General features: G+C 67.0%; 25 protein-coding genes. 21 read left to right on the top strand and 4 right to left on the bottom strand.

All coding sequences use genetic code 11. The features are described from left to right. Positions 1–37: 37 nt before the first annotated feature. The 4 genes from dnaJ (at position 38) to CLU95_RS25230 (ending at position 6,703) form a co-directional block, all read left to right on the top strand. Complete coding sequence (gene dnaJ / locus CLU95_RS25245) at positions 38–1,177, top strand: molecular chaperone DnaJ (RefSeq protein WP_095744576.1); 1,140 nt, start codon at positions 38–40, stop codon at positions 1,175–1,177. Positions 1,178–1,832: 655 nt separating this feature from the next. Then, a complete protein-coding gene (locus CLU95_RS25240; protein ID WP_099796128.1) occupies positions 1,833–3,755 on the top strand; it encodes a PrkA family serine protein kinase in 1,923 nt (640 codons plus the stop codon). An 81-nt stretch (positions 3,756–3,836) separates the two neighbouring features. Beyond that, the gene (locus CLU95_RS25235; protein WP_099796127.1) at positions 3,837–5,129 is read left to right on the top strand and encodes a YeaH/YhbH family protein; all 1,293 of its coding nucleotides are present in this window, start codon (positions 3,837–3,839) and stop codon (positions 5,127–5,129) included. Beyond that, positions 5,126–6,703, top strand: coding sequence for a SpoVR family protein (locus CLU95_RS25230; RefSeq protein ID WP_257214730.1), 1,578 nt, complete (start codon positions 5,126–5,128; stop codon positions 6,701–6,703). The genes CLU95_RS25235 and CLU95_RS25230 overlap by 4 nt, the downstream gene beginning before the upstream one ends. A gap of 168 nt (positions 6,704–6,871) precedes the next feature. On the opposite strand, the gene aroQ is transcribed toward CLU95_RS25230, so the two are convergent. Both aroQ and CLU95_RS25220 read right to left on the bottom strand, forming a co-directional pair. Beyond that, the gene (gene aroQ, locus CLU95_RS25225; RefSeq protein WP_099796126.1) at positions 6,872–7,312 is read right to left on the bottom strand and encodes a type II 3-dehydroquinate dehydratase; all 441 of its coding nucleotides are present in this window, start codon (positions 7,310–7,312) and stop codon (positions 6,872–6,874) included. Positions 7,313–7,356: 44 nt separating this feature from the next. After that, positions 7,357–8,364, bottom strand: a complete 1,008-nt coding sequence (locus CLU95_RS25220; RefSeq protein WP_099796125.1) for a LysR family transcriptional regulator — start codon at positions 8,362–8,364, stop codon at positions 7,357–7,359. 171 nt (positions 8,365–8,535) lie between these two features. On the opposite strand from CLU95_RS25220, the gene CLU95_RS25215 reads away from it, so the two are divergent. From CLU95_RS25215 to CLU95_RS25170, 10 genes are read left to right on the top strand one after another with little or no spacing between them, the layout of a single operon-like run. Further along, the gene (locus tag CLU95_RS25215; RefSeq protein WP_099796124.1) at positions 8,536–9,219 is read left to right on the top strand and encodes a Rieske (2Fe-2S) protein; all 684 of its coding nucleotides are present in this window, start codon (positions 8,536–8,538) and stop codon (positions 9,217–9,219) included. A 16-nt stretch (positions 9,220–9,235) separates the two neighbouring features. Continuing rightward, positions 9,236–10,081: an aromatic ring-hydroxylating oxygenase subunit alpha gene (locus CLU95_RS25210; RefSeq protein ID WP_099796123.1), complete on the top strand. Its 846-nt coding sequence runs from the start codon at positions 9,236–9,238 to the stop codon at positions 10,079–10,081. Continuing rightward, on the top strand, positions 10,078–10,728 hold the full coding sequence (locus tag CLU95_RS25205) for a glutathione S-transferase family protein (RefSeq protein ID WP_099796122.1): 651 nt from the start codon (positions 10,078–10,080) through the stop codon (positions 10,726–10,728). Before CLU95_RS25210 ends, CLU95_RS25205 begins: the two co-directional genes overlap by 4 nt. Before the next feature lie 52 nt (positions 10,729–10,780). Then, positions 10,781–11,887: an S-(hydroxymethyl)glutathione dehydrogenase/class III alcohol dehydrogenase gene (locus tag CLU95_RS25200; RefSeq protein ID WP_099796121.1), complete on the top strand. Its 1,107-nt coding sequence runs from the start codon at positions 10,781–10,783 to the stop codon at positions 11,885–11,887. A 19-nt stretch (positions 11,888–11,906) separates the two neighbouring features. Further along, complete coding sequence (locus tag CLU95_RS25195) at positions 11,907–12,839, top strand: alpha/beta fold hydrolase (RefSeq protein ID WP_099796120.1); 933 nt, start codon at positions 11,907–11,909, stop codon at positions 12,837–12,839. Beyond that, a complete protein-coding gene (gene fghA, locus CLU95_RS25190; protein ID WP_099796119.1) occupies positions 12,836–13,720 on the top strand; it encodes an S-formylglutathione hydrolase in 885 nt (294 codons plus the stop codon). Before CLU95_RS25195 ends, fghA begins: the two co-directional genes overlap by 4 nt. Positions 13,721–13,765: 45 nt before the next feature. Next, entirely contained in the window at positions 13,766–14,260 is a 495-nt protein-coding gene (locus CLU95_RS25185) for a GNAT family N-acetyltransferase (RefSeq protein ID WP_257214729.1), read from the top strand. A 27-nt stretch (positions 14,261–14,287) separates the two neighbouring features. Next, on the top strand, positions 14,288–14,683 hold the full coding sequence (locus tag CLU95_RS25180; protein WP_257214728.1) for a VOC family protein: 396 nt from the start codon (positions 14,288–14,290) through the stop codon (positions 14,681–14,683). Continuing rightward, positions 14,680–15,072, top strand: a complete 393-nt coding sequence (locus tag CLU95_RS25175) for a TfoX/Sxy family protein (RefSeq protein ID WP_099796117.1) — start codon at positions 14,680–14,682, stop codon at positions 15,070–15,072. The genes CLU95_RS25180 and CLU95_RS25175 overlap by 4 nt, the downstream gene beginning before the upstream one ends. Further along, on the top strand, positions 15,069–15,698 hold the full coding sequence (locus CLU95_RS25170; RefSeq protein ID WP_099796116.1) for a 3'-5' exonuclease: 630 nt from the start codon (positions 15,069–15,071) through the stop codon (positions 15,696–15,698). The genes CLU95_RS25175 and CLU95_RS25170 overlap by 4 nt, the downstream gene beginning before the upstream one ends. Before the next feature lie 10 nt (positions 15,699–15,708). Here the strand turns inward: CLU95_RS25170 and CLU95_RS25165 are convergent, their stop codons facing one another. Next, positions 15,709–16,437 carry an alpha/beta fold hydrolase gene (locus CLU95_RS25165; RefSeq protein WP_099796115.1) on the bottom strand — a complete coding sequence of 243 codons (729 nt, stop codon included), beginning with the start codon at positions 16,435–16,437 and terminating at the stop codon, positions 15,709–15,711. 167 nt (positions 16,438–16,604) lie between these two features. Between CLU95_RS25165 and CLU95_RS25160 the strand changes: the two genes are divergently transcribed. The 5 genes from CLU95_RS25160 to CLU95_RS25140 all read left to right on the top strand — a co-directional run bounded on the left by CLU95_RS25160 (position 16,605) and on the right by CLU95_RS25140 (position 20,642). Beyond that, positions 16,605–16,922, top strand: a complete 318-nt coding sequence (locus CLU95_RS25160; protein ID WP_099796114.1) for an ArsR/SmtB family transcription factor — start codon at positions 16,605–16,607, stop codon at positions 16,920–16,922. 77 nt (positions 16,923–16,999) lie between these two features. Next, positions 17,000–18,286, top strand: a complete 1,287-nt coding sequence (locus CLU95_RS25155) for an arsenic transporter (protein WP_099796113.1) — start codon at positions 17,000–17,002, stop codon at positions 18,284–18,286. Between the two features lie 35 nt (positions 18,287–18,321). After that, positions 18,322–18,753 (top strand): arsenate reductase (glutaredoxin), encoded by a 432-nt coding sequence (arsC, locus tag CLU95_RS25150; protein ID WP_099796112.1) that lies wholly within the window; start codon positions 18,322–18,324, stop codon positions 18,751–18,753. Then, positions 18,737–19,456 carry an arsenical resistance protein ArsH gene (gene arsH, locus CLU95_RS25145; protein ID WP_099796111.1) on the top strand — a complete coding sequence of 240 codons (720 nt, stop codon included), beginning with the start codon at positions 18,737–18,739 and terminating at the stop codon, positions 19,454–19,456. Before arsC ends, arsH begins: the two co-directional genes overlap by 17 nt. A 148-nt stretch (positions 19,457–19,604) precedes the next feature. Then, positions 19,605–20,642: an AraC family transcriptional regulator gene (locus CLU95_RS25140; protein WP_099796110.1), complete on the top strand. Its 1,038-nt coding sequence runs from the start codon at positions 19,605–19,607 to the stop codon at positions 20,640–20,642. A gap of 7 nt (positions 20,643–20,649) precedes the next feature. Here the strand turns inward: CLU95_RS25140 and CLU95_RS25135 are convergent, their stop codons facing one another. After that, positions 20,650–21,846 carry an ABC transporter substrate-binding protein gene (locus CLU95_RS25135; protein WP_099796109.1) on the bottom strand — a complete coding sequence of 399 codons (1,197 nt, stop codon included), beginning with the start codon at positions 21,844–21,846 and terminating at the stop codon, positions 20,650–20,652. Positions 21,847–22,034: 188 nt separating this feature from the next. Between CLU95_RS25135 and CLU95_RS25130 the strand changes: the two genes are divergently transcribed. Both CLU95_RS25130 and CLU95_RS25125 read left to right on the top strand, forming a co-directional pair. Further along, positions 22,035–23,297 (top strand): dienelactone hydrolase family protein, encoded by a 1,263-nt coding sequence (locus CLU95_RS25130; protein ID WP_099796108.1) that lies wholly within the window; start codon positions 22,035–22,037, stop codon positions 23,295–23,297. Further along, on the top strand, positions 23,294–24,265 hold the full coding sequence (locus tag CLU95_RS25125) for a PDR/VanB family oxidoreductase (protein WP_099796107.1): 972 nt from the start codon (positions 23,294–23,296) through the stop codon (positions 24,263–24,265). The genes CLU95_RS25130 and CLU95_RS25125 overlap by 4 nt, the downstream gene beginning before the upstream one ends. The last annotated feature ends 14 nt before the right edge of the window (positions 24,266–24,279 follow it).

The following is a 24,279-nucleotide window of genomic DNA, read 5'->3' as shown; positions in this document are numbered from 1 at the left end:
TTCCCCGAGTTCCCGCCGCCCGACCGAATCTGCTGCCATGGCCACCAAACGCGACTACTACGAAACCCTCGGCGTTCCCAAGAACGCCAACGAGGACGAAATCAAGAAGGCTTATCGCAAGCTTGCGATGAAGCACCACCCCGACCGCAACCACGGCGACACCAGCAAGGACGCCGAGGCCAAGTTCAAGGAGGTGAAGGAAGCCTACGAGATGCTGTCGGACGGCCAGAAGCGCGCCGCCTACGACCAGTACGGCCACGCCGGCGTCGACCCCAACATGCGCGGCGGTCCGGGCGCGGAAGGCTTCGGCGGCTTCGCGGAAGCCTTCGGCGACATCTTCGGCGACGTGTTCGGCGGTGGCGGCCGTGGCCGCACCAGCAGCGGACGCCAGGTGTTCCGCGGCAGCGACCTGAGCTACGCCATGGAGGTCACGCTCGAGGAAGCGGCTGAAGGCAAGGACGCCCAGATCCGCATCCCGAGCTGGGACGACTGCGGCACCTGCCACGGCTCCGGCGCCAAGCCCGGCACCAAGCCCATCACCTGCACCACCTGCCACGGCGCGGGCGCCGTGCAGATGCGCCAGGGCTTCTTCAGCGTGCAGCAGACCTGCCCGACCTGCCACGGCAGCGGCAAGATCGTTCCCGACCCGTGCACCGTGTGCCACGGCCAGGGCAAGATCAAGAACAACAAGACGCTCGAGGTGAAGATTCCGGCCGGCATCGACGACGGCATGCGCATCCGCAGCACCGGCAACGGCGAGCCCGGCACCAACGGCGGGCCGCCCGGCGACCTGTACATCGAGATCCGCCTCAAGAAGCACGACCTGTTCGAGCGCGACGGCGACGACCTGCACTGCGTCGTGCCCGTGAGCGTCACCACCGCGGCGCTCGGCGGCGAGATCAACGTGCCGACGCTCAAGGGCGCGGCCGCCATCGACATTCCCGACGGCACCCAGAGCGGCAAGCAGTTCCGCCTGCGCGGCAAGGGCATCAAGGGCGTGCGTTCGAGCTATCCGGGCGACCTGTACTGCCACGTGCGCGTGGAAACGCCGGTGAAGCTCACCGAGCACCAGCGCAAGCTGCTCAAGGAACTCGACGAATCGCTCAAGAAGGGCGGCGAGAAGCACAGCCCGACCGACAAGGGCTGGTTCGACAAGGCCAAGGAATTCTTCAGCTGATGTTGCTGCTGACGCGCTGACGACGCTCGTCAGCGCCGGGCCGACGCCCTGTCGGCCCGCTGCGTGCCCTCTTTCGGCCGCCTCCGCCCTCCGGCGGCGCGCCAGGCACGCGAACGGTGCTCCCCGCACCGTTGCGGAACACCGCCGACCGGCGCCCGCGTTGTCTTCCCACGTTTGCATGCGCCAGCCACCCGCCGCGGAAGTGGCGCGGGGATTGCTTTAATCTTTTTTTGGATATGCAATAAACCAAACGACAGGTCGTGCGTTATTGATGAAAGGCATCGGCTTTATTGAACCCGGGTTCAATTAGGAAACCTGTTCGCCGGAGAATTGCAATGAGGACGATAGCCATTCGGCATAGTCATTTCATCCGGGGACAATTACGCGAGGGCGAGCTTTTCAATTTAGCAGAAACGCGAATAGAAGTTCCTTGTTTTCCGAGGAACTTTACTCGGCAGAGGGGTTCAGAATAAATAAAACATTTGCCTGGTTCTTTCTTTGCTTTATGCTGATTGAACCGATTGTGTAGATAGTGTGTAAGGGAGTTTTCCACGGCATACGGCCATGGGCGGGGCCCCTCTTCCAAGAGGAGCGACGCAGTCTCTGGCTGTAGGCATCGGGGTCAAAAGCCCCGCCGACCTAAGGAGGCGCGACCATGGACGTGATCAGCAACTTTGCAGCCCGCTACGAACGCACCCGCGAGGAAGTTCTCTCGCTGCAGGATTATCTGGATATCTGCAAACGCGATCCGACGGCATATGCAACGGCCTCCGAACGAATGCTTCAGGCCATTGGCGAGCCGGAACTGGTAGATACCCGCAATGACCCCCGTCTTTCGCGGATCTTCGCGAACAAGGTCATCAAGATCTATCCGGCGTTCAAGGAGTTCTATGGCATGGAAGATGCCATCGAGCAGGTGGTGTCCTATTTCCGCCACGCCGCGCAGGGCCTGGAAGAAAAGAAGCAAATCCTTTACCTGCTGGGCCCCGTCGGCGGCGGCAAGAGTTCGATCGCCGAGCGCCTGAAGCAGCTCATGGAGCACGTGCCCTTCTATGCGATCCACGGCTCCCCGGTGAACGAATCGCCCCTGGGGCTGTTCGACACCCTCGAAGACGGCGAGATCCTCGAAAAAGAGTTCGGCATCCCCGTGCGCTACCTGAACCGCATCCTGTCGCCCTGGGCCGTGAAGCGGCTCGAGGAGTACGGCGGCGACATCCGCCAGTTCAAGGTGGTCAAGCGCTACCCCTCGGTGCTGCGCCAGATCGCGGTCGCCAAGACCGAACCGGGCGACGAGAACAACCAGGACATCTCTTCGCTGGTCGGCAAGGTCGACATCCGCAAGCTCGAAACCTACGCCCAGGACGACCCGGACGCCTACGCCTACTCCGGCGGCCTGTGCCTGGCCAACCAGGGCCTGCTCGAGTTCGTGGAAATGTTCAAGGCGCCCATCAAGGTGCTGCACCCGCTGCTCACGGCCACGCAGGAAAGCAACTTCAAGGGCACCGAAGGCTTCGGCGCCATTCCCTTCGACGGCATCGTGCTGGCCCACAGCAACGAGAGCGAGTGGAAGGCGTTCCGCAACAACAAGAACAACGAGGCTTTCCTCGACCGGATCTACATCGTCAAGGTGCCGTACTGCCTGCGTGCCTCCGAAGAGATCAAGATCTACGAGAAGCTCGTGCGCAACTCCTCGCTGGCCAAGGCCCCGTGCGCGCCCGGCACCTTGCGCATGATGGCGCAACTGTCGGTGCTCACGCGCCTGAAGGAGCCCGAGAACTCCAGCACCTTCAGCAAGATGCAGGTCTACGACGGCGAGAACCTGAAGGACACCGATCCCAAGGCCAAGTCGATCCAGGAGTACCGCGACTACGCAGGCGTCGACGAGGGCATGAGCGGTGTGTCGACGCGCTTCGCCTTCAAGATCATCTCCAAGGTGTTCAACTTCGACAGCACCGAGGTGGCCGCCAACCCGGTGCACCTGATGTATGTGCTCGAGCAGCAGATCGAGCGCGAGCAGTTTCCGCCGGAAACCGAGCAGAAGTACATCAGCTACATCAAGGAGCTGCTGGCGCCGCGCTATGCCGAGTTCATCGGCAAGGAAATCCAGACTGCCTACCTGGAGAGCTACAGCGAGTACGGCCAGAACATCTTCGACCGCTACGTGACCTACGCCGACTACTGGATCCAGGACCAGGAGTTCCGCGACGTGGACACCGGCGAAGTGTTCGACCGGGCCTCGCTCAACGGCGAACTCGAGAAGATCGAGCGGCCCGCCGGCATCGGCAACCCGAAGGACTTCCGCAACGAGATCGTCAACTTCGTGCTGCGCGCACGGGCCGGCAACGCGGGGCGCAACCCGGCGTGGACCAGCTACGAAAAGCTGCGCGCGGTGATCGAGAAGAAGATGTTCTCCAACACCGAAGAGCTGCTGCCGGTGATCAGTTTCAACACCAAGAGCAGCGCCGACGAGCAGAAGAAGCACGAAGACTTCGTGACCCGCATGGTCGAGAAGGGCTACACGGCCAAGCAGGTGCGACTGCTCTGCGAGTGGTACCTGCGCGTGCGCAAGAGTTCATAGCGGACAGCGGGAACAACGGGCGCGTGCAACGGACCTAACCAGTGCACCGCCCACCGTTTTGCAAGGAGCTTTGAAAACATCGTGGCCATCCTGCAGCAGATCATCGACCGTCGGCTCTCGGGCAAGAACAAGTCCATCGGCAACCGCGAGCGCTTTCTTCGGCGCTACAAGGGGCAGATCCAGGAGGCGGTGCGGCGCGCGGTCAGCGGGCGCAACATCCGCGAACTGGAGCAAGGCGAAGACGTGACCCTGCCGCGCCACGATGTCTCCGAACCGGTGTTCGGCCATGCGCGCGGCGGCGACCGCGAGTATGTGCACCCCGGCAACCAGGAATACCTCAAGGGCGACCGCATCGCGCGCCCCGAGGGCCAGGGTGGCGGGGGCTCGGGCAGCGGCGAGGCCAGCGACAGCGGCGAAGGCGAGGACGACTTCGTTTTCCGCCTCACGCGCGAGGAGTTCATGCGCGTCTTCTTCGACGACCTCGCGCTGCCGCACCTCATCCGCACCCAGATCGCCGAAGTGCCCGAGTGGAAGAGCCACCGCGCCGGCTTCACCAGCGACGGCTCGCCCAACAACCTGCACGTGGTGCGCTCGATGCGGGGCGCACTCGCGCGGCGCATTGCGCTCGGCGGCGAACCGCGCAAGGAGCTCAAGCGCCTGGAGGCGCACCTCCTGGTCCTGAAAGCGCATCCGCAGGCCGAGACCGCGCTGATCCAGAAGGAAATCCGCGAGACGGAGGACCTCATCGCCGAACTGCGCCGCACCATGCGGCACGTGCCCTACATCGACCCGATCGACCTGCGCTACCGCAACCGCGTGAAGACGCCCGTGCCCAGCGCCAAAGCCGTGATGTTCTGCCTCATGGACGTGTCGGGCTCGATGGACGAGGCGCGCAAGGACATGGCCAAGCGCTTCTTCATGCTGCTGTACCTGTTTCTCACGCGGCACTACGAACGCATCGACCTCGTGTTTTTGCGCCACCACACGCAGGCGCAAGAGGTGACCGAGGAAGAGTTCTTCCACGCCACCGAAACCGGCGGCACCGTGGTGTCGAGCGCGCTGGTGCTCATGGACGAGATCGTCAAGGCCCGCTACGCCAGCGGCGAATGGAACGTGTACGGCGCCCAGGCCAGCGACGGCGACAACTGGCACCAGGACAGCGGACGCTGCCGCGAACTGCTGGTCGACAACATCCTGCCCGTGGTGCGCTACTACGCCTACGTGCAGGTGGCCGAGACCGAACAGAACCTGTGGCAGGAGTACCAGCAACTCGAAGGCGTGGCGCCCAACTTCGCCATGCGCAAGGTGTCGGACGCACAAGACATCTACCCGGTGTTCCGCGACCTGTTCAAGAAGGAAGGGGTGCCCGCATGATCACCACCACCGAACGCCCTCCCGGTGCCCCCGTCCTGCCGCGCAGCACCGACCTCCCCACCTCCCGCCTGGAGCGCCTGCCCAGCCCGTCCGACTGGACCTTCGAGCTCATCGAGACGTACCACACCGAGATCGCCAAGACGGCCAGGAGCTTCGGCCTGGACACCTACCCGAACCAGCTCGAGGTGATCACGGCCGAGCAGATGATGGACGCCTACGCCAGCGTGGGCATGCCCATGATCTACAGGCACTGGTCGTACGGCAAGCAGTTCATCTCTACCGAGAAGAACTACAAGCGCGGCCACATGGGGCTGGCCTACGAGATCGTCATCAACTCCGATCCGTGCATTGCCTACCTCATGGAAGAAAACACCATGGCCATGCAGGCCCTGGTGATCGCCCATGCGGCCTACGGGCACAACAGCTTCTTCAAGGGCAACTACCTGTTCCGCATGTGGACCGATGCGTCGTCGATCATCGACTACCTCGTCTACGCGCGGCACTACATTGCCGAATGCGAAGAGCGCCACGGCCTCGATGCCGTGGAAGACCTGCTCGACTCCTGCCACGCGCTGATGAACTACGGCGTCGACCGCTACCGCCGCCCGCAGAAGCGCTCGCTGGCCCAAGAAAGCGCGCAGCGCACCGAGCGCGAGCGCCACATGCAGCAGCAGGTGAACGACCTATGGCGCACGCTGCCGCGCAAGAGCGAGCAGACGGCCGAGTCGGAATCCGCACGCCGCTTTCCGTCGGAGCCGCAGGAGAACCTGCTCTATTTCGTCGAGAAGAACGCCGCCCTGCTCGAGCCGTGGCAGCGCGAGGTGGTGCGCATCGTGCGCAAGATCGCGCAGTACTTCTACCCGCAGCGCCAGACCCAGGTCATGAACGAAGGCTGGGCCACCTTCTGGCACTACACGCTGCTCAACACCATGTACGACCGCGGCCAGCTGGACGACGGCTTCATGATGGAATGGCTCAGCTCGCACACCAGCGTGGTGTTCCAGCCGCCCGTGGGCCACCGCGCCTACAGCGGCATCAACCCGTATGCGCTGGGCTTCAAGATGTTCACCGACCTGCGCCGCGTCTGCGAAAAGCCGACCGAAGAAGACCGCCGCTGGTTCCCCGACTTCGCGGGCACCGACTGGGTCAAGACCCTCGACTACGCGATGCGCAACTTCAAGGACGAAAGCTTCGTCGGCCAGTTCCTGAGCCCGAAGACGATGCGCGATTTCCGCCTGTTCTCGATCCGCGATTTCCAGAGCGAATCGGAACTCGAGGTGTCGGCCATCCACGACGACAGCGGCTACCAGGCGCTGCGCGAATCGCTGTCACGCCAGTACGACATCGGCAACCGCGAGCCCGACATCCAGGTCTGGAGCGTGGCCACGCGCGGCGACCGCTCGCTCACGCTGCGCCACACGCAGCGCAACAACCTGCCGCTGAACGACAACGCCGAAGAAGTGCTGAAGCACGTCGCAAGGCTCTGGGGCTTCGACGTGCACCTGGAAAGCGTCGACAGCGCAGGCCGGGTCAGCCGCAGCTGGAAGGCTGCAGCGCCGAAGCAGACCTACTGAGACGCTGCGATACGGGGCGGCTGTCGATCAGCCGTTCACCCGAAGCGTGCCCTCGTGCGCAGGGCACTGGGTGCTTCCCGCAGCGAAATCAAGGAGGAGGCCGCAGGCCGGGGGACATTCGCGGAGGGAAGTACCCGGTGTCCTGCGCACGCCGCCCCGAAGACAACCTCAAGGAACCAGCGCAGCAATCGCCAGCGTGTACCCTTTCACCCCCAGCCCCACGATGATCCCCCGCGCCGCAGGCGAGATGTACGAGTGGTGGCGAAACTCCTCACGCGCATGCACGTTCGAGATGTGCAGCTCGATCAGCGGCACGCTCGCCCCCTTGATGGCGTCGTGCAGCGCAATCGACGTGTGGGTGTAGGCGCCCGGGTTCATCACCACGCCCAGCATGTTGCCGGCGGCCACTTCGCGGCCCGCCTCCTGGACCCAGTCGATCAGCACGCCTTCGTGGTTCGACTGGCGGCATTCGATCTCCACGCCGAGTTTTGCGCCCGTGTCCTTGCACAGGCGTTCGACGTCGGCGAGTGTGTCGCGACCGTACTGTTCGGGCTCGCGCGTGCCGAGCAGGTTGAGGTTGGGGCCATTGAGAACGAGGATTTTCTTCATGATGGATCGGTGAAAGAAGCAGACGGATGCAGGAAGAAGGCCGATTATGGTCGCGCTGCAGACCGCGCCCGGCGCGCCGAAGAGGCTGACGAGGACACCGCCGCGGTCGACCCCACGTAGTGGTTGTACGAGCCGATGTCCGCCACGCAGCGCGCCATGAGGTCGACGAACGCGCGCAGCTTCTGCCCCATGTAGCGCTGCCGCTGGTAGGCACAGTACAGCCGCCGCGCCTCCGGCGGCCACTGCGGCAGCACCGGCACCAGCACGCCCTGCGCCACCTCGGGGCCGGCAAAGAACACCGGCAGCGGCGCAATGCCCAGGCCGTCGATGCAGAAAGTCTTCATCACCCAGTGGTCGTTGGTCTCGAAGGCCGGCTCCGTGCGCACCACATGGCGGCCCGAGGCCTGCTGCGATACCAGCCGCAGCGGCGACGGCGGGCCCGACGGCTCGCGCATCGCGATCATCCGGTGCTGCGCCAGCGCCTCGGGCGTCTGCGGCGTGCCGTGCCGCGCCAGGTACTGCGGGCTGGCGTACAGGCCGTAGGCCAGCCGGCCCAGCAGCTTGGCGACCAGGTCCGGCAGGTCGGGCGGTGCCGAGCCGACATAGCAATCGACCTCGCCGATCTGCGGGGCCTGCAAGCCGTTCGCCACGTCGAGCTGGCAGCGCACGTTCGGGTGCGATTCGAGAAAGATCTGCACCACATGGCAGACGAAGGAGGTGCTGAACTGCGTGTCGGACAGCAGCGTGAGCCGGCCCGACACCCCGCCCGTGAGCTCCTGCACCTCGGTGCGCGCCGTTTCCAGCCGGCCGCTCACTTCGCCGAGCAGCCCCTCGCAGCGTGCGAAGAACGCACGCCCGGCCTCCGTGGGCGCGATGCGGCGCGAGCTGCGCAGCAGCAGCTGGGCGCCCAGCAGTTCCTCCAGCCGCGTGAGCTGCCGGCTCAGCGTTGCCTTCGAGACGCCCGACAGGCTCTCGGCCTTGGTGAGGCTGCCGCTCTTCATCACGAGCACGAAGGCCTCGACCAGCGCGAGGTCGATGCGCCCTGCGCTCATGAATGCCACCGCCGTGGGAGTCGTCGTTGCAGGAATGAAAAGGAGCGTCTTGGCATGGGGCTTTCATCGGTGCGGCGGACACGCTACGGTAGGCGGCACCGCCGACAAGGGCATGGCCGATGCTATGCCGATTTGCGGCGCCCTTTTCCGCCGACCCCACGAACAAGACCCATGAATCCCTCTGCCGCATCACAGGCCTGGCACCCCGTCGCTCCCTCCGCCGAAGTGCGCGCCGGCGCCAACATCGTCGCCGGCTTCGCGCAAGGCCAGGAGCTCGCGCTGTGGCGCGCGGCCGATGGCACGCCGCAAGCCTGGGAGAACCGCTGCCCCCACCGCAGCGTGCGCTTCACGCTCGGCCAGGTGACCGGCGGCGACCGCCTGGCCTGCGCGTACCACGGCTGGCAGTACGAGGCCGGCAGCGGCGCGTGCGTGCGCATCCCCGCGCACCCGGCCATGCAGGCACCGCGCAATGTCTGCGCGAAGGTCTTCGCCACGGCGGATGCGGCGGGCATGCTGTGGGTGCGCCTTGCGGCCGACGGCCCGCCGGCGCCGGCCGAACTGGCCGATGTCGTTCCCGCGGGCTGGCACCTCGCCCGCACGCTTACGCTGCGCGTGGCCGCATCCGAGGCACACGACGCGCTGGCGCAGCATGGCTTCGCATCGGCAGGAACGCCCGATGCATGGCAAGGCACGCTGGGCGAATCGCCCGTCGCCGCGCTGCTGCTCGACGCCCAGCCGCAGCTGAGCTTCCTGCACCTGTGGACCGACGCTGCCCCCGGCTCCGACGCGATGGCCCGTGTGCACCGCGCGGCGCGCCAACTGCGCAGCGACATCGAAGCCACTTCATCGCACTGAAAAGAAGAAAGAAAACATGCCCTTCGTCACCGACGATCCCAACATGCTCGACGACTGGCTCGTCGTCGGCCCCACCAGCGGCTTGCCCCGCACGACGCGGCTGCTCGGTGCAACCCTGCACCTGCACACCGATGCCGACGGCACGCCGCACGCCCTTCTCGGCAACGACGCGCTGACCGTGCAGTCGCGCTACGGCTTCCTCTGGGTCTGCCCCAGCGGCCGCCCCGCGCGCGCGCTGTTCGCCTTCCCCGAGTACGAAGAGCCCGGCCGCCGCCTCGTCGATTGCGGTGGGCTCGGCGTGGCCGTGTCGGGCCTGCGCGTGATCGAGAACTTCCTGGACATGGCCCACTTCCCTTTCGTGCACCCCGACTACCTCGGCAAGGTGCCGCACACCGAAGTCGCCAAGTACAACGTCGAGGTCGATGCAGCCACCGACGAGATCTGGGCCACCGACTGCCGCTTCTGGCAGCCTCGCGCCTCGGCCGCCCACGACACGGGCAGCGAGGTGTTCTACAAGTACCGCGTGATGCAGCCCTTCTCGGCCATGCTCTACAAGTCGAGCCACCGGCCCGACAAGCTCGACGCCATCGGCCTCTTCCTGCAGCCCGTGGACGACGAGCACGTCATCGCCCACACGCTGCTGGCCTACTTCGACGACGTGTCGACCGACGCCGAGCTCATCGCCTTCCAGCACACGATCTTCGGGCAGGACAAACCGATCCTGGAGAACCACGCCTTCAAGCGCATGCCGCTCGAAGGCCGCGCCGAGACGCCCACGCGCGGCGACACCACCTCCGTCACCTACCGCCGCTGGCTGCGCGAGCGCGGCATGCGCTTCGGCACTGCGAGGGCCGCCGCATGACCGTCAGGCTCTACGACTACCCGCTCTCGGGCAACTGCTTCAAGGTGCGGCAGATGCTGCTGTGGCTCGGCGTGGACCACGCGAGCGTGCCGGTCGACTTCCATCCCGGTCGCGAACACAAGTCCGCCAGATTCCTTGAACAGATCAACCCGCTGGGTCAGCTCCCGGTGATCGACGACGAAGGCTTCGTGCTGCGCGACGCGCAGGCCATCCTCGTCTACCTCGCAAGCCGCTACGACGACGCGCGGCAGCACTGGTATCCCGCCGACCCCCAACTGCGCGGCCAGGTCGCGATGTGGCTCGCCATGGCCGACGAGATCACGCGCACCGCCTCGGCCGCCCGGCTGCACGACGCGCTGGGCTACACGCACCTGGACATCGACGCCTGCCGGCGCGGCGCGCGCGCGGCCTTCCGCGTGCTCGACGACCACCTTGCCGAGCAGCACGCCGCCACCGGCCTGCGCTGGCTCGTGGCCGCGCCCGAGCCGACCATCGCCGACCTCGCCTGCTTTCCGTACGTGGCGCTGGCGGGTGAAGGCGGCCTCTCGCTCGACGAGTTTCCCGCGCTGCGCCGCTGGGTCTGGGATTTCCGTCACCTGCCCGGTTTTGTGGGCATGTCGGGTATCTTCCCCGCTGGCCCCGCCTGAAGGCTCGCCTGAGTATCCTTGTCCCCTTCCGCTCTCTGAAGAACCGAATCCCATGAAAACCAAAGCCGCCGTCGCCTGGCAAGCAGGCCAACCCCTCACCATCGAAACCGTGGACCTCCAGGGCCCCAAGTTCGGTGAAGTGCTGGTCGAGATCAAGGCCACCGGCATCTGCCACACCGACTACTACACGCTCTCGGGCGCCGACCCCGAAGGCATCTTCCCCGCCATCCTGGGCCATGAAGGCGCGGGCATCGTGGTCGACGTCGGCCCCGGCGTCACCACGCTGAAGAAGGGCGACCACGTCATTCCGCTGTACACGCCCGAATGCCGCCAGTGCAAGTTCTGCCTGAGCCGCAAGACCAACCTGTGCCAGCTGATCCGCGGCACCCAGGGCAAGGGCCTCATGCCCGACGCCACCTCGCGCTTCAGCCTCGACGGCAAGCCCATCTTTCACTACATGGGCACGAGTACCTTCAGCAACTACACGGTTGCGCCCGAAATCTCGCTGGCCAAGATCCGCGAAGACGCCCCCTTCGACAAGGTCTGCTACATCGGCTGCGGCGTCACCACCGGCATCGGTGCGGTGCTCTTCACGGCCAAGGTCGAAGCCGGCGCGAACGTCGTGGTGTTCGGCCTCGGCGGCATCGGCCTGAACGTGATCCAGGGCGCCAAGATGGTGGGCGCCGACAAGATCATCGGCGTCGACCTGAACCCCGAGCGCGAAGCCATGGCCCGCCAGTTCGGCATGACGCACTTCATCAACCCCAAGACCACCGAGAACGTGGTCGACGCCATCGTGCAGCTGACCGACGGCGGCGCCGACTACAGCTTCGAGTGCATCGGCAACACGCAGGTGATGCGCCAGGCGCTCGAGTGCACGCACAAGGGCTGGGGCCGCAGCATCATCATCGGCGTGGCCGAGGCCGGCGCCGAGATCAGCACGCGTCCGTTCCAGCTGGTCACGGGCCGCAAGTGGGAAGGCTCGGCCTTCGGCGGCGCGCGCGGTCGCACCGACGTGCCGAAGATCGTCGACTGGTACATGGAAGGCAAGATCAACATCGACGACCTGATCACGCACACCATGCCGCTGGAAGACATCAACAAGGGCTTCGACCTCATGAAGCGCGGCGAGTCGATCCGCGGCGTCGTTCTGTACTGAGCCCGAGGAGGCGCCCGCCATGAACCGCATGGAACCTCTGCGCAAGATAGAAGCGGGCGTCCTCGAGATCGCCTACTACGAAGCGGGCCCCGCCGACGGCCCACCCGTGCTGCTGATGCACGGCTTTCCGTACGACATCCACACGTACGCCGAAGTCGCGCCGATGCTGGCCGCGCAAGGCTGCCGCGTCGTCGTGCCGTACATGCGCGGCTACGGCGGCACGCGCTTCCTGAGCGACGCCACGCCGCGCTCGGGCGAACAGGCGGCGTTCGGCGCCGACCTGCTCGCGCTGCTCGACGCGCTGAAGATCGAGCGCGCCGTGCTCGCCGGCTACGACTGGGGCGGCCGCGCCGCCTGCGTGGTCGCGGCGCTGTGGCCCGAGCGCTGCGCGGGGCTGGTTTCGCTCAACAGCTACAACATCCAGAACATCGCCACGGCGATGGAGCCGGATACGGCCGCCAACGAGCACAGCCTCTGGTACCAGTACTACTTCCACAGCGAACGCGGCCGCGCCGGCTTGGCCAAGGACCGCAAGGCCCTCACGAAGCTGCTGTGGCAGTTGTGGTCGCCGACCTGGCAATTCGACGACGCCACCTTCGCACGCAGCGCCGCCGCCTTCGACCACCCCGACTTCGTCGACGTGGTGATCCATTCGTACCGCCACCGCTTCGGCCTCGTGCCCGGCGACCCGGCGTATGCCGACATCGAACGGCGCCTTGCCGCGCAGCCGACGATCACCGTGCCCGCCATCACCTTCGACGGCATCGACGACGGCGTGCGACCGCCCGCCGATGCCTCGGCCCACGCGCACCGCTTCAGTGGGCCGCGTTCGCACCGCCTCGTGCCCGGCGCGGGCCACAACCTGCCGCAGGAAGCACCGCGCACCTTCGCGGACGCCGTGCTTGAACTCGTGCCCGCGCTGATGCGCAGCCAGACGACCTCTTCTTCATGACCGACACCACCCCAACACTCCTTTCCGAACACCACGCCTTCGGCGGCGTGCAGCGCTTCTTCGAGCACCGCTCGCACGAAATCGGCCTGCCGATGCGCTTCTCGGTCTACCTGCCGCCGCAGGCCGCGGCCGCAGGCAAGCCCGTGCCCGCCCTGCTCTACCTCGCGGGCCTGACCTGCAACGAGGAAACCTTCGCGGTGAAGGCCGGCGCGCAACGCATGGCCGCGAGCCTGGGCCTGGCGCTCATCGCACCCGACACCAGCCCGCGCGGCGCCGGACCCGAAGGCCTGCCGGGCGCGAAAGACAGCTGGGACTTCGGCATCGGCGCCGGCTTCTATCTCGACGCCACCGCCGAGCCCTGGGCTACGCACTGGCGCATGGAAAGCTGGATCGTCCACGAGCTGCTGCCGCTCGTGGCCAGGCACCTGCCCATCGACGGCCAGCGCCTGGGCATCTTCGGCCACTCGATGGGCGGCCACGGCGCGCTCACGCTGGCGCTGCGGCACCCGGGGCGCTTCCTGTCGCTCTCGGCCTTCGCACCGATCTGCGCGCCCACCCAGTGCCCGTGGGGCCAGAAGGCTTTCGCCGGCTACCTGGGCGAGCCCGGTGACGACCGCGCGCAGTGGCTCGCGCACGACGCCAGCGCGCTGATGCAATCGCAGACCGTGGCGCCTTATCCGCAGGGCATCCTCATCGACCAGGGCCTGGCCGACAAATTCCTCGCCGAGCAGCTGCACCCCGAGGTCTTCGAGGCCGCCTGCTTCGCCGCCGGCCAGCCGCTCACGCTGCGCCGCCATGCGGGCTACGACCACGGCTACTACTTCATCCAGAGCTTCATGGCCGACCACATCGCGCACCACGCGCAGACGCTGAGCGGCTGACCACAAAGGGTGCAGCTCGCACCCGGCGTGGCTATCATGGTCCGCATGTCTGCCGCCCAGATTCCCGCCTTCGAGTTGCGCTCGCGCGATGGCGGCGCCGAAGAGAACATGGTGCTCGCCGGCATCTGGCGCCGCGCCTGGGTGTCGGCCAACCGGGGCGCCGTCCACGTCGAGCCCATCGCCCACTGGCTGCGCCGCGTGCAGACCGAATTCATCCCGCCCGCCGACGTGGTGCTGGCCGAGCGCGACGGCCAGGTGCTGGCCTTCATGGTGCTGCTCACGGCGCGCGAGTACGTGGCCCAGCTGTTCGTCGAACCGCACCTGCGCAGCCAGGGCCTGGGCAAAGCGCTGCTCGACGAAGCCTGCGTGCGCATGCCGCACGGCTGGCGGCTGCACGTGGCCGTCAGCAACACCGAGGCGCAGCGCTTCTACGAACGCTACGGCCTCGTGCGCGGCGTGGTCGACCGGCACCCGGGCAGCGGGCGCGAACGCATCGCCTACCATTGGTCGCCTGCCCGCACGCCCTGGCGCACGGGCTGACACTGCCCTCTCCTTTCTTCTTTCCCCATGCGCATCCGCATCGATCACATCGCCCTCTGGACCACCGACCTCGAACGCTGCAAGCGCTTCTACGTCGAGTACTTCGGCGCCACCGCCGGCGCCGGGTATGTCAACCCGACCAAGGGCTTCGCCTCGTGCTTCCTGAGCCTGGGCGACGGCGCGCGCATCGAGGCCATGACCACGAGCACCCAGTCGCCCGTCGTCGCTGAGCCCGGCGCGCAGCGCATGGGCTGGACGCACCTCGCGATCTCGGTCGGCTCCGACGCCGAGGTCGATGCGCTCACGCAGCGGCTGAAGGCCGACGGCTACCCGCTGCTCGACGGCCCGCGCCGCACCGGCGACGGCTACTACGAGAGCGTGGTGCTAGACCCGGACGGCAACCGCATCGAGATCACCTCATGAGCGTTTTTGTCCAGAGCCTGCACGAGACCTTCGAACGCCTCGGCCGCATCGAAACCCGCCGCATGTTCGGCGGCCACGGCGTGTGGCACGAGGGCCGCATGATCGCGCTCGTCGCCAAGGACACGCTGTACCTCAAGTCCGATGCCGGCAGCGCCGCGCACTTCGATGCGCTCAACCTGCCGCCCTTCACCTACGTGCGCGCGGGCAAGGAGATGCCGATGTCGTACCGGCTGGCGCCGGCCGACCTGTTCGAAGACCGCGAGGAAGCCGCCCGCTGGGGCCGCCTTGCCTACGAAGCCGCGCTGCGCTCAGGCCAGCCGCCGAAGCAGAAGAAGCCCAAGCCCCCACCCAAGACACCCCCCAAGGCCGCGAAAGCAAAGACCCGGTGAACGAACAGAACAACAACAGCAACCCCAGCCACCGGCTCCCTCCGCTTCCCGAGCGCGAACAGATCGCGCTGCTCGATCCGTTCGACAGCCTCGACCTGAAAGACATCGTGGTCGTCGCCTCGCTGGCCGAAGCCGAGCGCGCCGCAGACGAATTGCTCACCGCCGGGGTGGCGGGCTTCGACACCGAATCGCGCCCCACCTTCGCAAAGAACGAAGTGTCGACCGGCCCGCACGTGGTGCAGTTCGCCACGCGCGACACGGCCTGGCTGTTCCAGCTGCACCGCAACGAATGCAACCCCGTGGTCGCGGGCCTGCTCGCGTCCACCGAGCTGCGCAAGGTCGGCTTCGGCCTCTCGAGCGACCTGTCGATGATCCGCATGCGCCTGGCCATTGCACCGCAGGCCGTGTTCGACATCGACGACGAGTTCCGCCGGCGCGGCTACCGCCGCTCGGTCGGCGTGAAGACGGCGGTGGCGCTGATGTTCAACCAGCGCTTCGCCAAGTCACGCAAGGCGACCACGTCGAACTGGGCGCACAAGCAGCTCAGCGAATCGCAGATCCGCTATGCGGCCAACGACGCCTATGCGTCGCTGCGCGTGTTCGACGCGCTCTTTCCGAACGACTGAACCTCCGCCCTCAGTCGCGCCCCGCTTCGAGGATCGCCTGCGCCAGCCGCTGCGGGTTCGAGAAGAACATCTCGTGGCTGCCCGGGCACTCCACGAGCCGGAACAACCCGAGCCGCTCCGACAGCCGCGGATGCCACGGCAGGCTGTGCGGCAGCGCCGTGTCCTGCTGGCAATTGACGTACGACTTGCCCAGCGCCAGCGCCGCCAGCGGCTGCTTCAACTGGATCTTGTCGGTGAACGTGCGGTAGGGGTGCGGGTTGAGCTGGTCATAGGCCGACTGCGCCAGCGCCAGGTCGGCGTCGTTGATGAAGGCCTCGCGCCAGATCTCGAACGGCAGCGTCACGGCATTGCCGTTGGCCGCGGCCACCGCGTCGAACATGCTCACGTAGTGCGGCGGCACCATGTCGTTGAGCGCCTCGCCATCGAGCGGCACGAACGCGTTGATGTAGACCAGCCGCCGCAGCCGCGCCGCGATGCGATCGGCCACGCCCGAGATCACCATGCCGCCGTAGCTGTGGCCCACGAGCCGCACCTGCGTGAGGTCTTTGCCCTCGATGTAGCGGACCACCGACGCGATGGCGTCGTCCAGCCCGGTGTTCGCGCGGCTGTCGCCGGGGTTGTTGCCTGCCACGGTGGGGCAATGCACGGTGTGGCCGGCCGCGCGCAGGCCGTCGGCCACGGCCTCCATTTCAGCGCCGGTGTGCCAGGCGCCGTGAACCAGAACATAGGTGTCGGACATGGGTGTCTCCTTCGTTGGATGCGTCGTTGGGTGATAGACCGAGGCGACTGTAGAAAAAACGGTGCATCGCGGGTGGCCGCTGCCTGCCAACCTGATGGCCGATTCGCGCCACCGGTCTTTGGGTGTCGTGGGTTGCCTCGATTCAATAATTCAAAGATACTTGAACTATGGAAGAAAACGATGTGGTCCGCGCCTTGGGCGCACTCGCGCAACCCGTGCGCTTGCGGGTGTTTCGTGCCTTGGTGGTGGCGGGGCCTGACGGGCTCACGCCGGGTGCGCTCACTGAAGCACTGGCGGTGTCGGCCACGGGCTTGTCCTTCCACCTCAAGGAGCTGGTGAACGCGAGCCTGGTCTCGCAGGAGCGCCAAGGGCGCAACCTCATCTACCGCGCGTCGTTCGACCGGATGAACGGCCTGCTCGGCTACCTCACCGAGAACTGCTGCCAGGGGGAGGCCTGTCTTCCCGCAACCACCTGCGACTGCTGACATGAAAGCTTGGGCTGTTGCACGCAGTGTGCGTGCGCTCCGGTGCGCACACGCCCTGAACAACAACAAGAACTGACATGACCACAGCCCTCCTCATCTTCGCCTGCACCCTTGTGCTCGTCATCTGGCAGCCCCGCGGCCTGGGCATCGGCTGGAGCGCCTCGCTGGGCGCAGCCGTCGCATTGATCTTCGGCGTGGTGCAGCTCGCCGACATCCCCGTCGTCTGGGCCATCGTCTGGAACGCCACCGCCACCTTCATCGCCGTCATCATCATCAGCCTGCTGCTCGACGAAGCCGGCTTCTTCGAGTGGGCTGCCCTGCATGTGGCCCGCTGGGGGCGTGGCAACGGACGACGGCTGTTCGCCTTCATCGTGCTGCTGGGCGCCGCGGTGTCGGCCCTCTTTGCGAACGACGGTGCGGCACTGATCCTCACGCCCATCGTGATGGCCATGCTCGTTGCGCTCGGCTTCACGCCGGCGACCACCCTGGCGTTCGTCATGGCGGCGGGCTTCATTGCCGACACGGCCAGCCTGCCGCTGATCGTGTCGAACCTCGTGAACATCGTGTCGGCCGACTTCTTCGGCATCGGCTTCAACGCGTATGCCTCGGTGATGGTGCCCGTGAACCTTGTGGCCGTGCTCGCGAGCCTGGGCGTGCTGCTGTGGTGCTTCCGGCGCGACATTCCCGCGCGCTACGACATGGCCCGCCTCAAGAGCCCCGCCGATGCCATCCGCGACCGCGACACCTTCCGCGCCGGCTGGGTCGTGCTCGCGCTGCTGCTCGTGGGCTTCTTCGGGCTGGAGCCGCTGGGCGTGCCGGTCAGTGCCGTGGCGGCCGTGGGCGCCGCCCTTCTTCTGGCCGTGGCTGCGCGCGGACACGTCATCAGCACGCGCAAGGTACTGCATGGCGCGCCCTGGCAGATCGTCGTCTTCTCGTTGGGCATGTACCTCGTGGTCTACGGGCTGCGCAACGCCGGGCTGACGGGCCAGATCTCATCGCTGCTCGACGTGTTCGCGCAAGGCGGTGTGTGGGGTGCCGCCATCGGCACCGGCTTCCTGGCCGCAGGACTCTCATCGGTCATGAACAACATGCCGACCGTGCTGGTGGGCGCGCTCTCCATCGACGCGTCGGGTGCCACGGGCCTCGTGAAGGAAGCCATGATCTACGCCAACGTCATCGGCTGCGATCTGGGCCCGAAGATCACGCCGATCGGCAGCCTGGCCACGCTGCTGTGGCTGCACGTGCTCGAGAAAAAGGGTACGACCATCGCCTGGGGCTACTACTTCAAGGTCGGCATCGCGATGACGCTTCCCGTGCTGGCCGTCACGCTGGCCGCGCTCGCGTTGCGCCTCAGCGTCGGCTGACCCATTTCATATTTCTTTCGTCCACCGAGATTCCCATGAGCGACATCACGATCTATCACAACCCCGCCTGCGGCACGTCGCGCAACGTGCTCGCACTGATCCGCAACACGGGCGACGAGCCCACGGTCATCGAGTACCTGAAGACTCCGCCCGACCGCGCCACGCTCACACAGCTGATCACAGCCATGGGCGTGCCCGTGCGCGAGGTGCTGCGCCAGAAAGGCACGCCGTACGACGAACTCGGCCTTGGCGATCCGACGTGGAGCGACGAACAGCTCATCGACTTCATGCAGCAGCACCCGATCCTCATCAACCGCCCCATCGTCGTCACGCCGCTGGGCACGCGCCTGTGCCGGCCATCCGAGGCTGTGCTCGACATCCTGCCGAAGCCGCAGCAAGGCGCCTTCTCCAAAGAAGACGGCGAAGCCGTGATCGACGCGAAAGGCCAGCGTGTCGCCAAGCCCTGATCTCCCCCAACTCGACGCCGGCGCGTTCCGCATCCCCAGCCTGCAGGAGCTGCTTCCCACCGCACGCGCCACGCATGCGCCACGCATCCTGCTGCTCTACGGATCGCTGCGCGAGCGCTCCTACAGCCGCCTGCTGACCGAAGAAGCCGCGCGCCTGCTGCGCGCGATGGGCGCCGAGCCCCGCATCTACGACCCGCGCGGCCTGCCGCTGCCCGACGGCGAACCCGAAGACCATCCGAAGGTGCAGGAGCTGCGCGATCTCGCGCAGTGGGCCGAGGGCATGGTGTGGACTTCGCCCGAACGCCACGGCGCCATGACCGGGATCATGAAGGCGCAGATCGACTGGATTCCGCTGGCCGTCGGCTCCGTGCGGCCCACGCAGGGCAAGACGCTCGCGGTGATGGAAGTGTCGGGCGGCTCGCAGTCGTTCAACGCGGTGAACCAGCTGCGCGTGCTGGGCCGCTGGATGCGCATGATCACCATCCCCAACCAGTCGTCGGTGGCCAAGGCCTTTCTCGAATTCGACGACGCAGGCCGCATGAAGCCCTCGCCCTACTACGAGCGCGTGGTCGACGTGATGGAAGAGCTGGTGAAGTTCACGCTGCTCACGCGCGACTGCGCGGACCACCTGGTCGACCGCTACAGCGAGCGGCGCGAAAGCGCCGAGGCGCTGTCGAAGCGCGTCAACCTGCGCAGCATTTAGACACAGGCCGGGCAAGCTTCTTGCAACGGGGACGCCCGTTGCCCGGGCAATTCCCATGGCGGCGCGTGGCACACCGACGTAGATTCCAGCGTAGAAAAAAGCGTCCGTTTCCGTCGCTTTCCCCCACTTTGGCCCCGCAGGAGTGTCCATGGACGCATGGTCGAGTCAGCAACTGTCCCCGCTGTACAGGCGCGAGGTCTTCCGTTCGCGCGAGGCCGAAGAGACCGACGCGCACGTGGCGCGCGAACTGAAGCCGCACCGCAGCGCGTGGGGCGCGGGCGATGTCGATGCCATCTTCTGCCGCGCCGAGATGAGCGCACTGTCGCTGTGCATCCTGCGCTACGGCTGCGACGTCGACATCGAGCCCGACGCGCTCGGCAACTTCGTGCTGGTGCAGATGCCCTTGCGCGGCCATGCCGACATCCACACCGGCGGGCAGACGCTGCAGATCCACCCCGGGCAAGGCGCCATCATTTCGGCCCACAAGCCGGTGCGCCTGCGCTGGCATGCCGACTGCGAACAGCTGATGCTGAAGATCGAACTCAGCCGCCTGCAGGAGGTGGCGCGCCATGCCTTCGCGCTGCGCGGTGGCGACACCGTGGGCGAGATCGATTTCGACATGCCCTTGCGCCTGGACGACGCGGCGGGCACGCAGTGGTGCCGCATGGTCGCGAGCCTGGCTTCGCTGCTGCCAGCGAACGAGTTCGAGCGCTACGACCCGCGCTGGCTCGCGCACTGCGAAGACAACCTCATGCTCTACCTGCTGTGCCACCGACCGAACTCGGTGCTGCAGCGGCATACCGACGCGCAGCGCGGCACCGAGGAAACCAGCCTGCGGCAGCTGCGACGCGCCGAAGAGTTCATGCGCGAGCGGCTCGACGCGCTGCTGTCGCTCGAAGACGTGGCGCAGGCCGCAGGCGTCACGCGCCGCGGCCTCGCCCTGCTCTTCAGGCGCCACCGCGACCTCTCGCCCGGCGAGGTGCTGCGCAACATGCGGCTCGATGCCGCGCACGCACTGCTGACGCGGCACGACGGCGCCAGCGTCACCGAGGTGGCGCTGAACTGCGGCTTCTCGCACCTGAGCCGCTTTGCCGCCTGCTACCGCGAGCGCTTCGGGCAGCTGCCGCGCGACACCTCGCGTGAACCTTCCAGCACGACCGAACGGCTCCCGGCCGCGCGGCACTGAAGCCCCATCAGGACTTCATCGCGCACTGCACCGCCGTGCGGTCCTGGTAGCGCTCCAGCACGGTGCCGATCACCTTGTTGGCGATGCGTCCGCTCGCGTCCTTGGCGATCACGCGCAGGTAGTAGTTCTGGATCGGGAAGTTGTTCGACCCATAGCGGAAGTCGCCGCGCACCGACTTGTAGTTCGCCGCCTTGATCGCCTTGAGCAGCGCGGGCTTGTCGGCCACCTTGCCGCCGACGTCGCGCACGGCCGCGTCCATTGCCATCAGCACGTCGTAGGCCTGGCCGGCATAGAACGACGGGTTGCGTCCGTTGTTCTGCTGGCGGAACGCCGTCACGAAGCGCTGGTTGGCGGCGTTGTCGAGGTCGAACGACCAGTGCGCCGTGTTGAACAGGCCGAGCATCGGCTCGCCGACGGCGGGGATCATGTCTTCGTCGGCCGAGAACGCGGTGGAGATGAGCGCCACGTCTTTCGACAGCCCCGCGCCGACGAACTGCTTGATGAAGCTCACGCCCATCGCACCGGGTAAAAAGAAGTACAGCGCATCGGGCTTCGACGCGCGAATCTGCGCCAGCTCGGCGGAGTAGTCGAGCTGCCCGAGCTTGGTGTACAGCTCGTCGCCCACGCCCCCCTTGAAGGTGTGCTTGAAGCCGTTGATGGCGTCCTTGCCGCCCGGGTAGCTGGGCGCGATCATCGCGACCTTCTTGAAGCCCTTGTCCGAGGCGAACTTGCCGGCCGACTCGTAGTACGCGTCATTCGGGTACGAGGCGCCGAAGAAGTACGGGTTGCAGCGCGCACCCGAGTAGTCGCTCGGGCCGGTGTTGCTCGACAGATAAGGCACCTTGGCCGCGAAGAGCGGCGGGCCCACGGCCAGCGCAACCGACGAGCCGACCGGCCCGGTGAACAGGTCGATCTTGTCGCGCAGCAGCATGCGCTCGACCACCTGGCGCGCCATCTCGGGGTTGCCTGCCGTGTCGGCTTCGACGAACTCCACCGGCACGCCGCCGAGCTTGCCTCCCAGCTGCTTCATCGCGACCGCGAAGCCGGCCTTGGCCTCGGCACCGCCGACGGCGAAGGGGCCGGACAGGTCCATCGCCAGGCCGACTTTCACGGTCTGCGCGGTCTGCGCCTGCGCGGGTGAAGCCAGCGCGCCCACCAGGACGGTGAGCGCGCACAAGACGGATCGGGGCGTGGCCTGCGACATGAAAGATCTCCTCGGGGTGAGTTCGTTGAACGTGGGGGCTGCAGCAAATGCAGGGCGCAGTCTCTGTGCGGCGGCGGCGTCCCGCTATCCGTTTCGTGCGGCGCCAACCGCTGCACGAAATGGACAGACAACAGGCCAGCGCGCTCCCCAGAATCGCCGCCGACCCCACCACTTCGAGAGACGAACCGATGAGCGACACCATCGACATTCCCACCGGCGACGGCACCCAGACCTTTCGCGGCTACCTGGCCCTGCCGGCCTCGGGGCGCGGCCCCGGCATCGTGCTGTGCCAGGAGATCTTCGGCATCAACGACTACGTGCGCGAGGTGGCCGACCTCTACGCCGAAGAGGGCTACGTGGTGCTCGCACCCGACCTGTTCTGGCGCATGGAACCCGGTGTCGATCTGGGCTACTCGCCCGAAGACTGGCAGCGCGCCTTCGGCTTCTTCCAGAAGTTCGACATCGACGCCGGCGTGGCCGACGTCACGGCGAGCGTGAAGGCGCTGCGCGCGCACCCGGCCTGCACCGGCAAGGTCGGCGCGCTGGGCTTCTGCCTCGGCGGCAAGCTGGCCTACCTGGCCGCCGCGCACTCGGGCGTGGACGCGGCCGTGGGTTACTACGGCGTGGGCATCGAGGGCGCGCTCGACCTCGTGCCGAAAATCGAATGCCCGATCGCCCTGCACTTTGCGGAACTCGACCAGTTCTGCCCGCCCGAGGCCCGCGCCCAGGTGCTCGAAGCCTTCGCCGGCAGGCCCGATGCGCAGATGTACGTGTACCCCGGCGTCGACCATGCCTTTGCGCGCACCGGCGGCGACCATTTCCACAAGCCCTCCACGCTCATGGCGCACCAGCGCTCGATGGCGCTGTTCAAGGAAGCGATCGGCCCGGTGTACGACCTCTCGGCGCTGTGGGACAAGCACTGCGAGTACGAATTCGCCACGCGCGACGTGGTCGCCACCATGGCCACGATGGTGAGCGAGCCCTACGTGAACCACATCCCGACCATGACCGGCGGCGTGGGCGCCAAGGAGCTGTCGCGCTTCTACAAACACCACTTCATTCCGAGCACGCCGCCCGACACGCGGCTCACGCCCATCTCGCGCACGGTGGGCGCGACGCAGATCGTGGACGAGATGCTGTTCAGCTTCACCCACACGGTCGAGATCGACTGGCTGCTGCCGGGCATCGCGCCCACCGGCAAGCCGGTGGAGATTCCGCTCGTGGCCATCGTGAAGTTCCGCGGCGACAAGCTGTACCACGAGCACATCTACTGGGACCAGGCCAGCGTGCTGGTGCAGATCGGGCTGCTCGATCCGAAGGGCCTGCCCGTGGCCGGCGCCGAGACGGCGCGCAAGCTGGTCGACGAAACACAGCCGTCGAACACGCTGATGCCGCGCTGGGAAAAATCGACCGGCCTCACCATCGCCGACCCGGCGCTGCCCTTGGGATGAGCAGCACTTCCGACACCGACATGCTGGCGCTGGTCGTGGACGCGGTCACGCCGCTCACGCCAGCCATCAAGGCCTTCGTGCTGCGCTCGGCGAACGGCGCGCCCCTGCCGCTATTCACGCCGGGCGCGCACCTGGGCGTGCAGGTGGTGCAGGCCAACGGCCACGCGGGCCAGCGCGCCTACTCGCTCGCCAGGCCGCACGACGGCTCGGACCGCTGCGAGATCGCGGTGCTGTGCGAGCCCCACGGCGCAGGCGGTTCGGCCTGGATGCACGCGCTGCAACCCGGCGCCACGCTGACCGCGCACGCGCCGCGCGACGACTTCGCGCTGCACGCGGGCAGCGCGCCGCCGCTGCTCCTTGCGGGCGGCATCGGCATCACGCCGCTGCTGTGCATGGCGCGATCGCTCGCAGCCGAAGCGCGCCCTTTCGAGTTCGTCTATGCCACGCGCAGCGAGGACGCCACGGCCTTCCTGCACGAGGTGCGCGCGCTCGGCGGCACCGTGGTGCACGACGGCGGCGACCCGGCACGCGGTATTGACCTGCGCGCGCTGCTGGCGTCGCCCGTGCCCGGCCGCCACCTGCATGTGTGCGGTCCGCGCGGCATGGTGCAGGCCGTGATCGACACCGCCCGCGCGCTCGGCTGGCCCGACGACCACGTGCACTTCGAGCTCTTCGCCGGCGCCATCGAGCAGGCGGGCGATGCGCCTTTCGAGGTGCGCACGCTGCGCTCGGGCAAGACGCTGACCGTGGCGCCGCGCCAGAGCCTGCTCGACGTGCTCATCGCCGCGGGCCTGGACCCGCTGTACGACTGCCGCCAGGGCGACTGCGGCGTGTGCGTGGTGGACGTGGTCGAGGGCGTGCCCGATCACCGCGACCACAACCTCAGTCCGCGCGAGAAGGCGGACGGCAAGACCCTGTGCACCTGCGTGTCGCGCGCGAAGACGCCGCACCTGGTGCTCGACATCTGATGACGTTTCAGGAG

The organism is Variovorax sp. 54 (assembly GCF_002754375.1).
GTDB lineage: Bacteria > Pseudomonadota > Gammaproteobacteria > Burkholderiales > Burkholderiaceae_C > Variovorax.
Note: the sequence above shows the minus strand (reverse complement) of the source record. Positions and strands in the feature narration are given on the sequence as shown.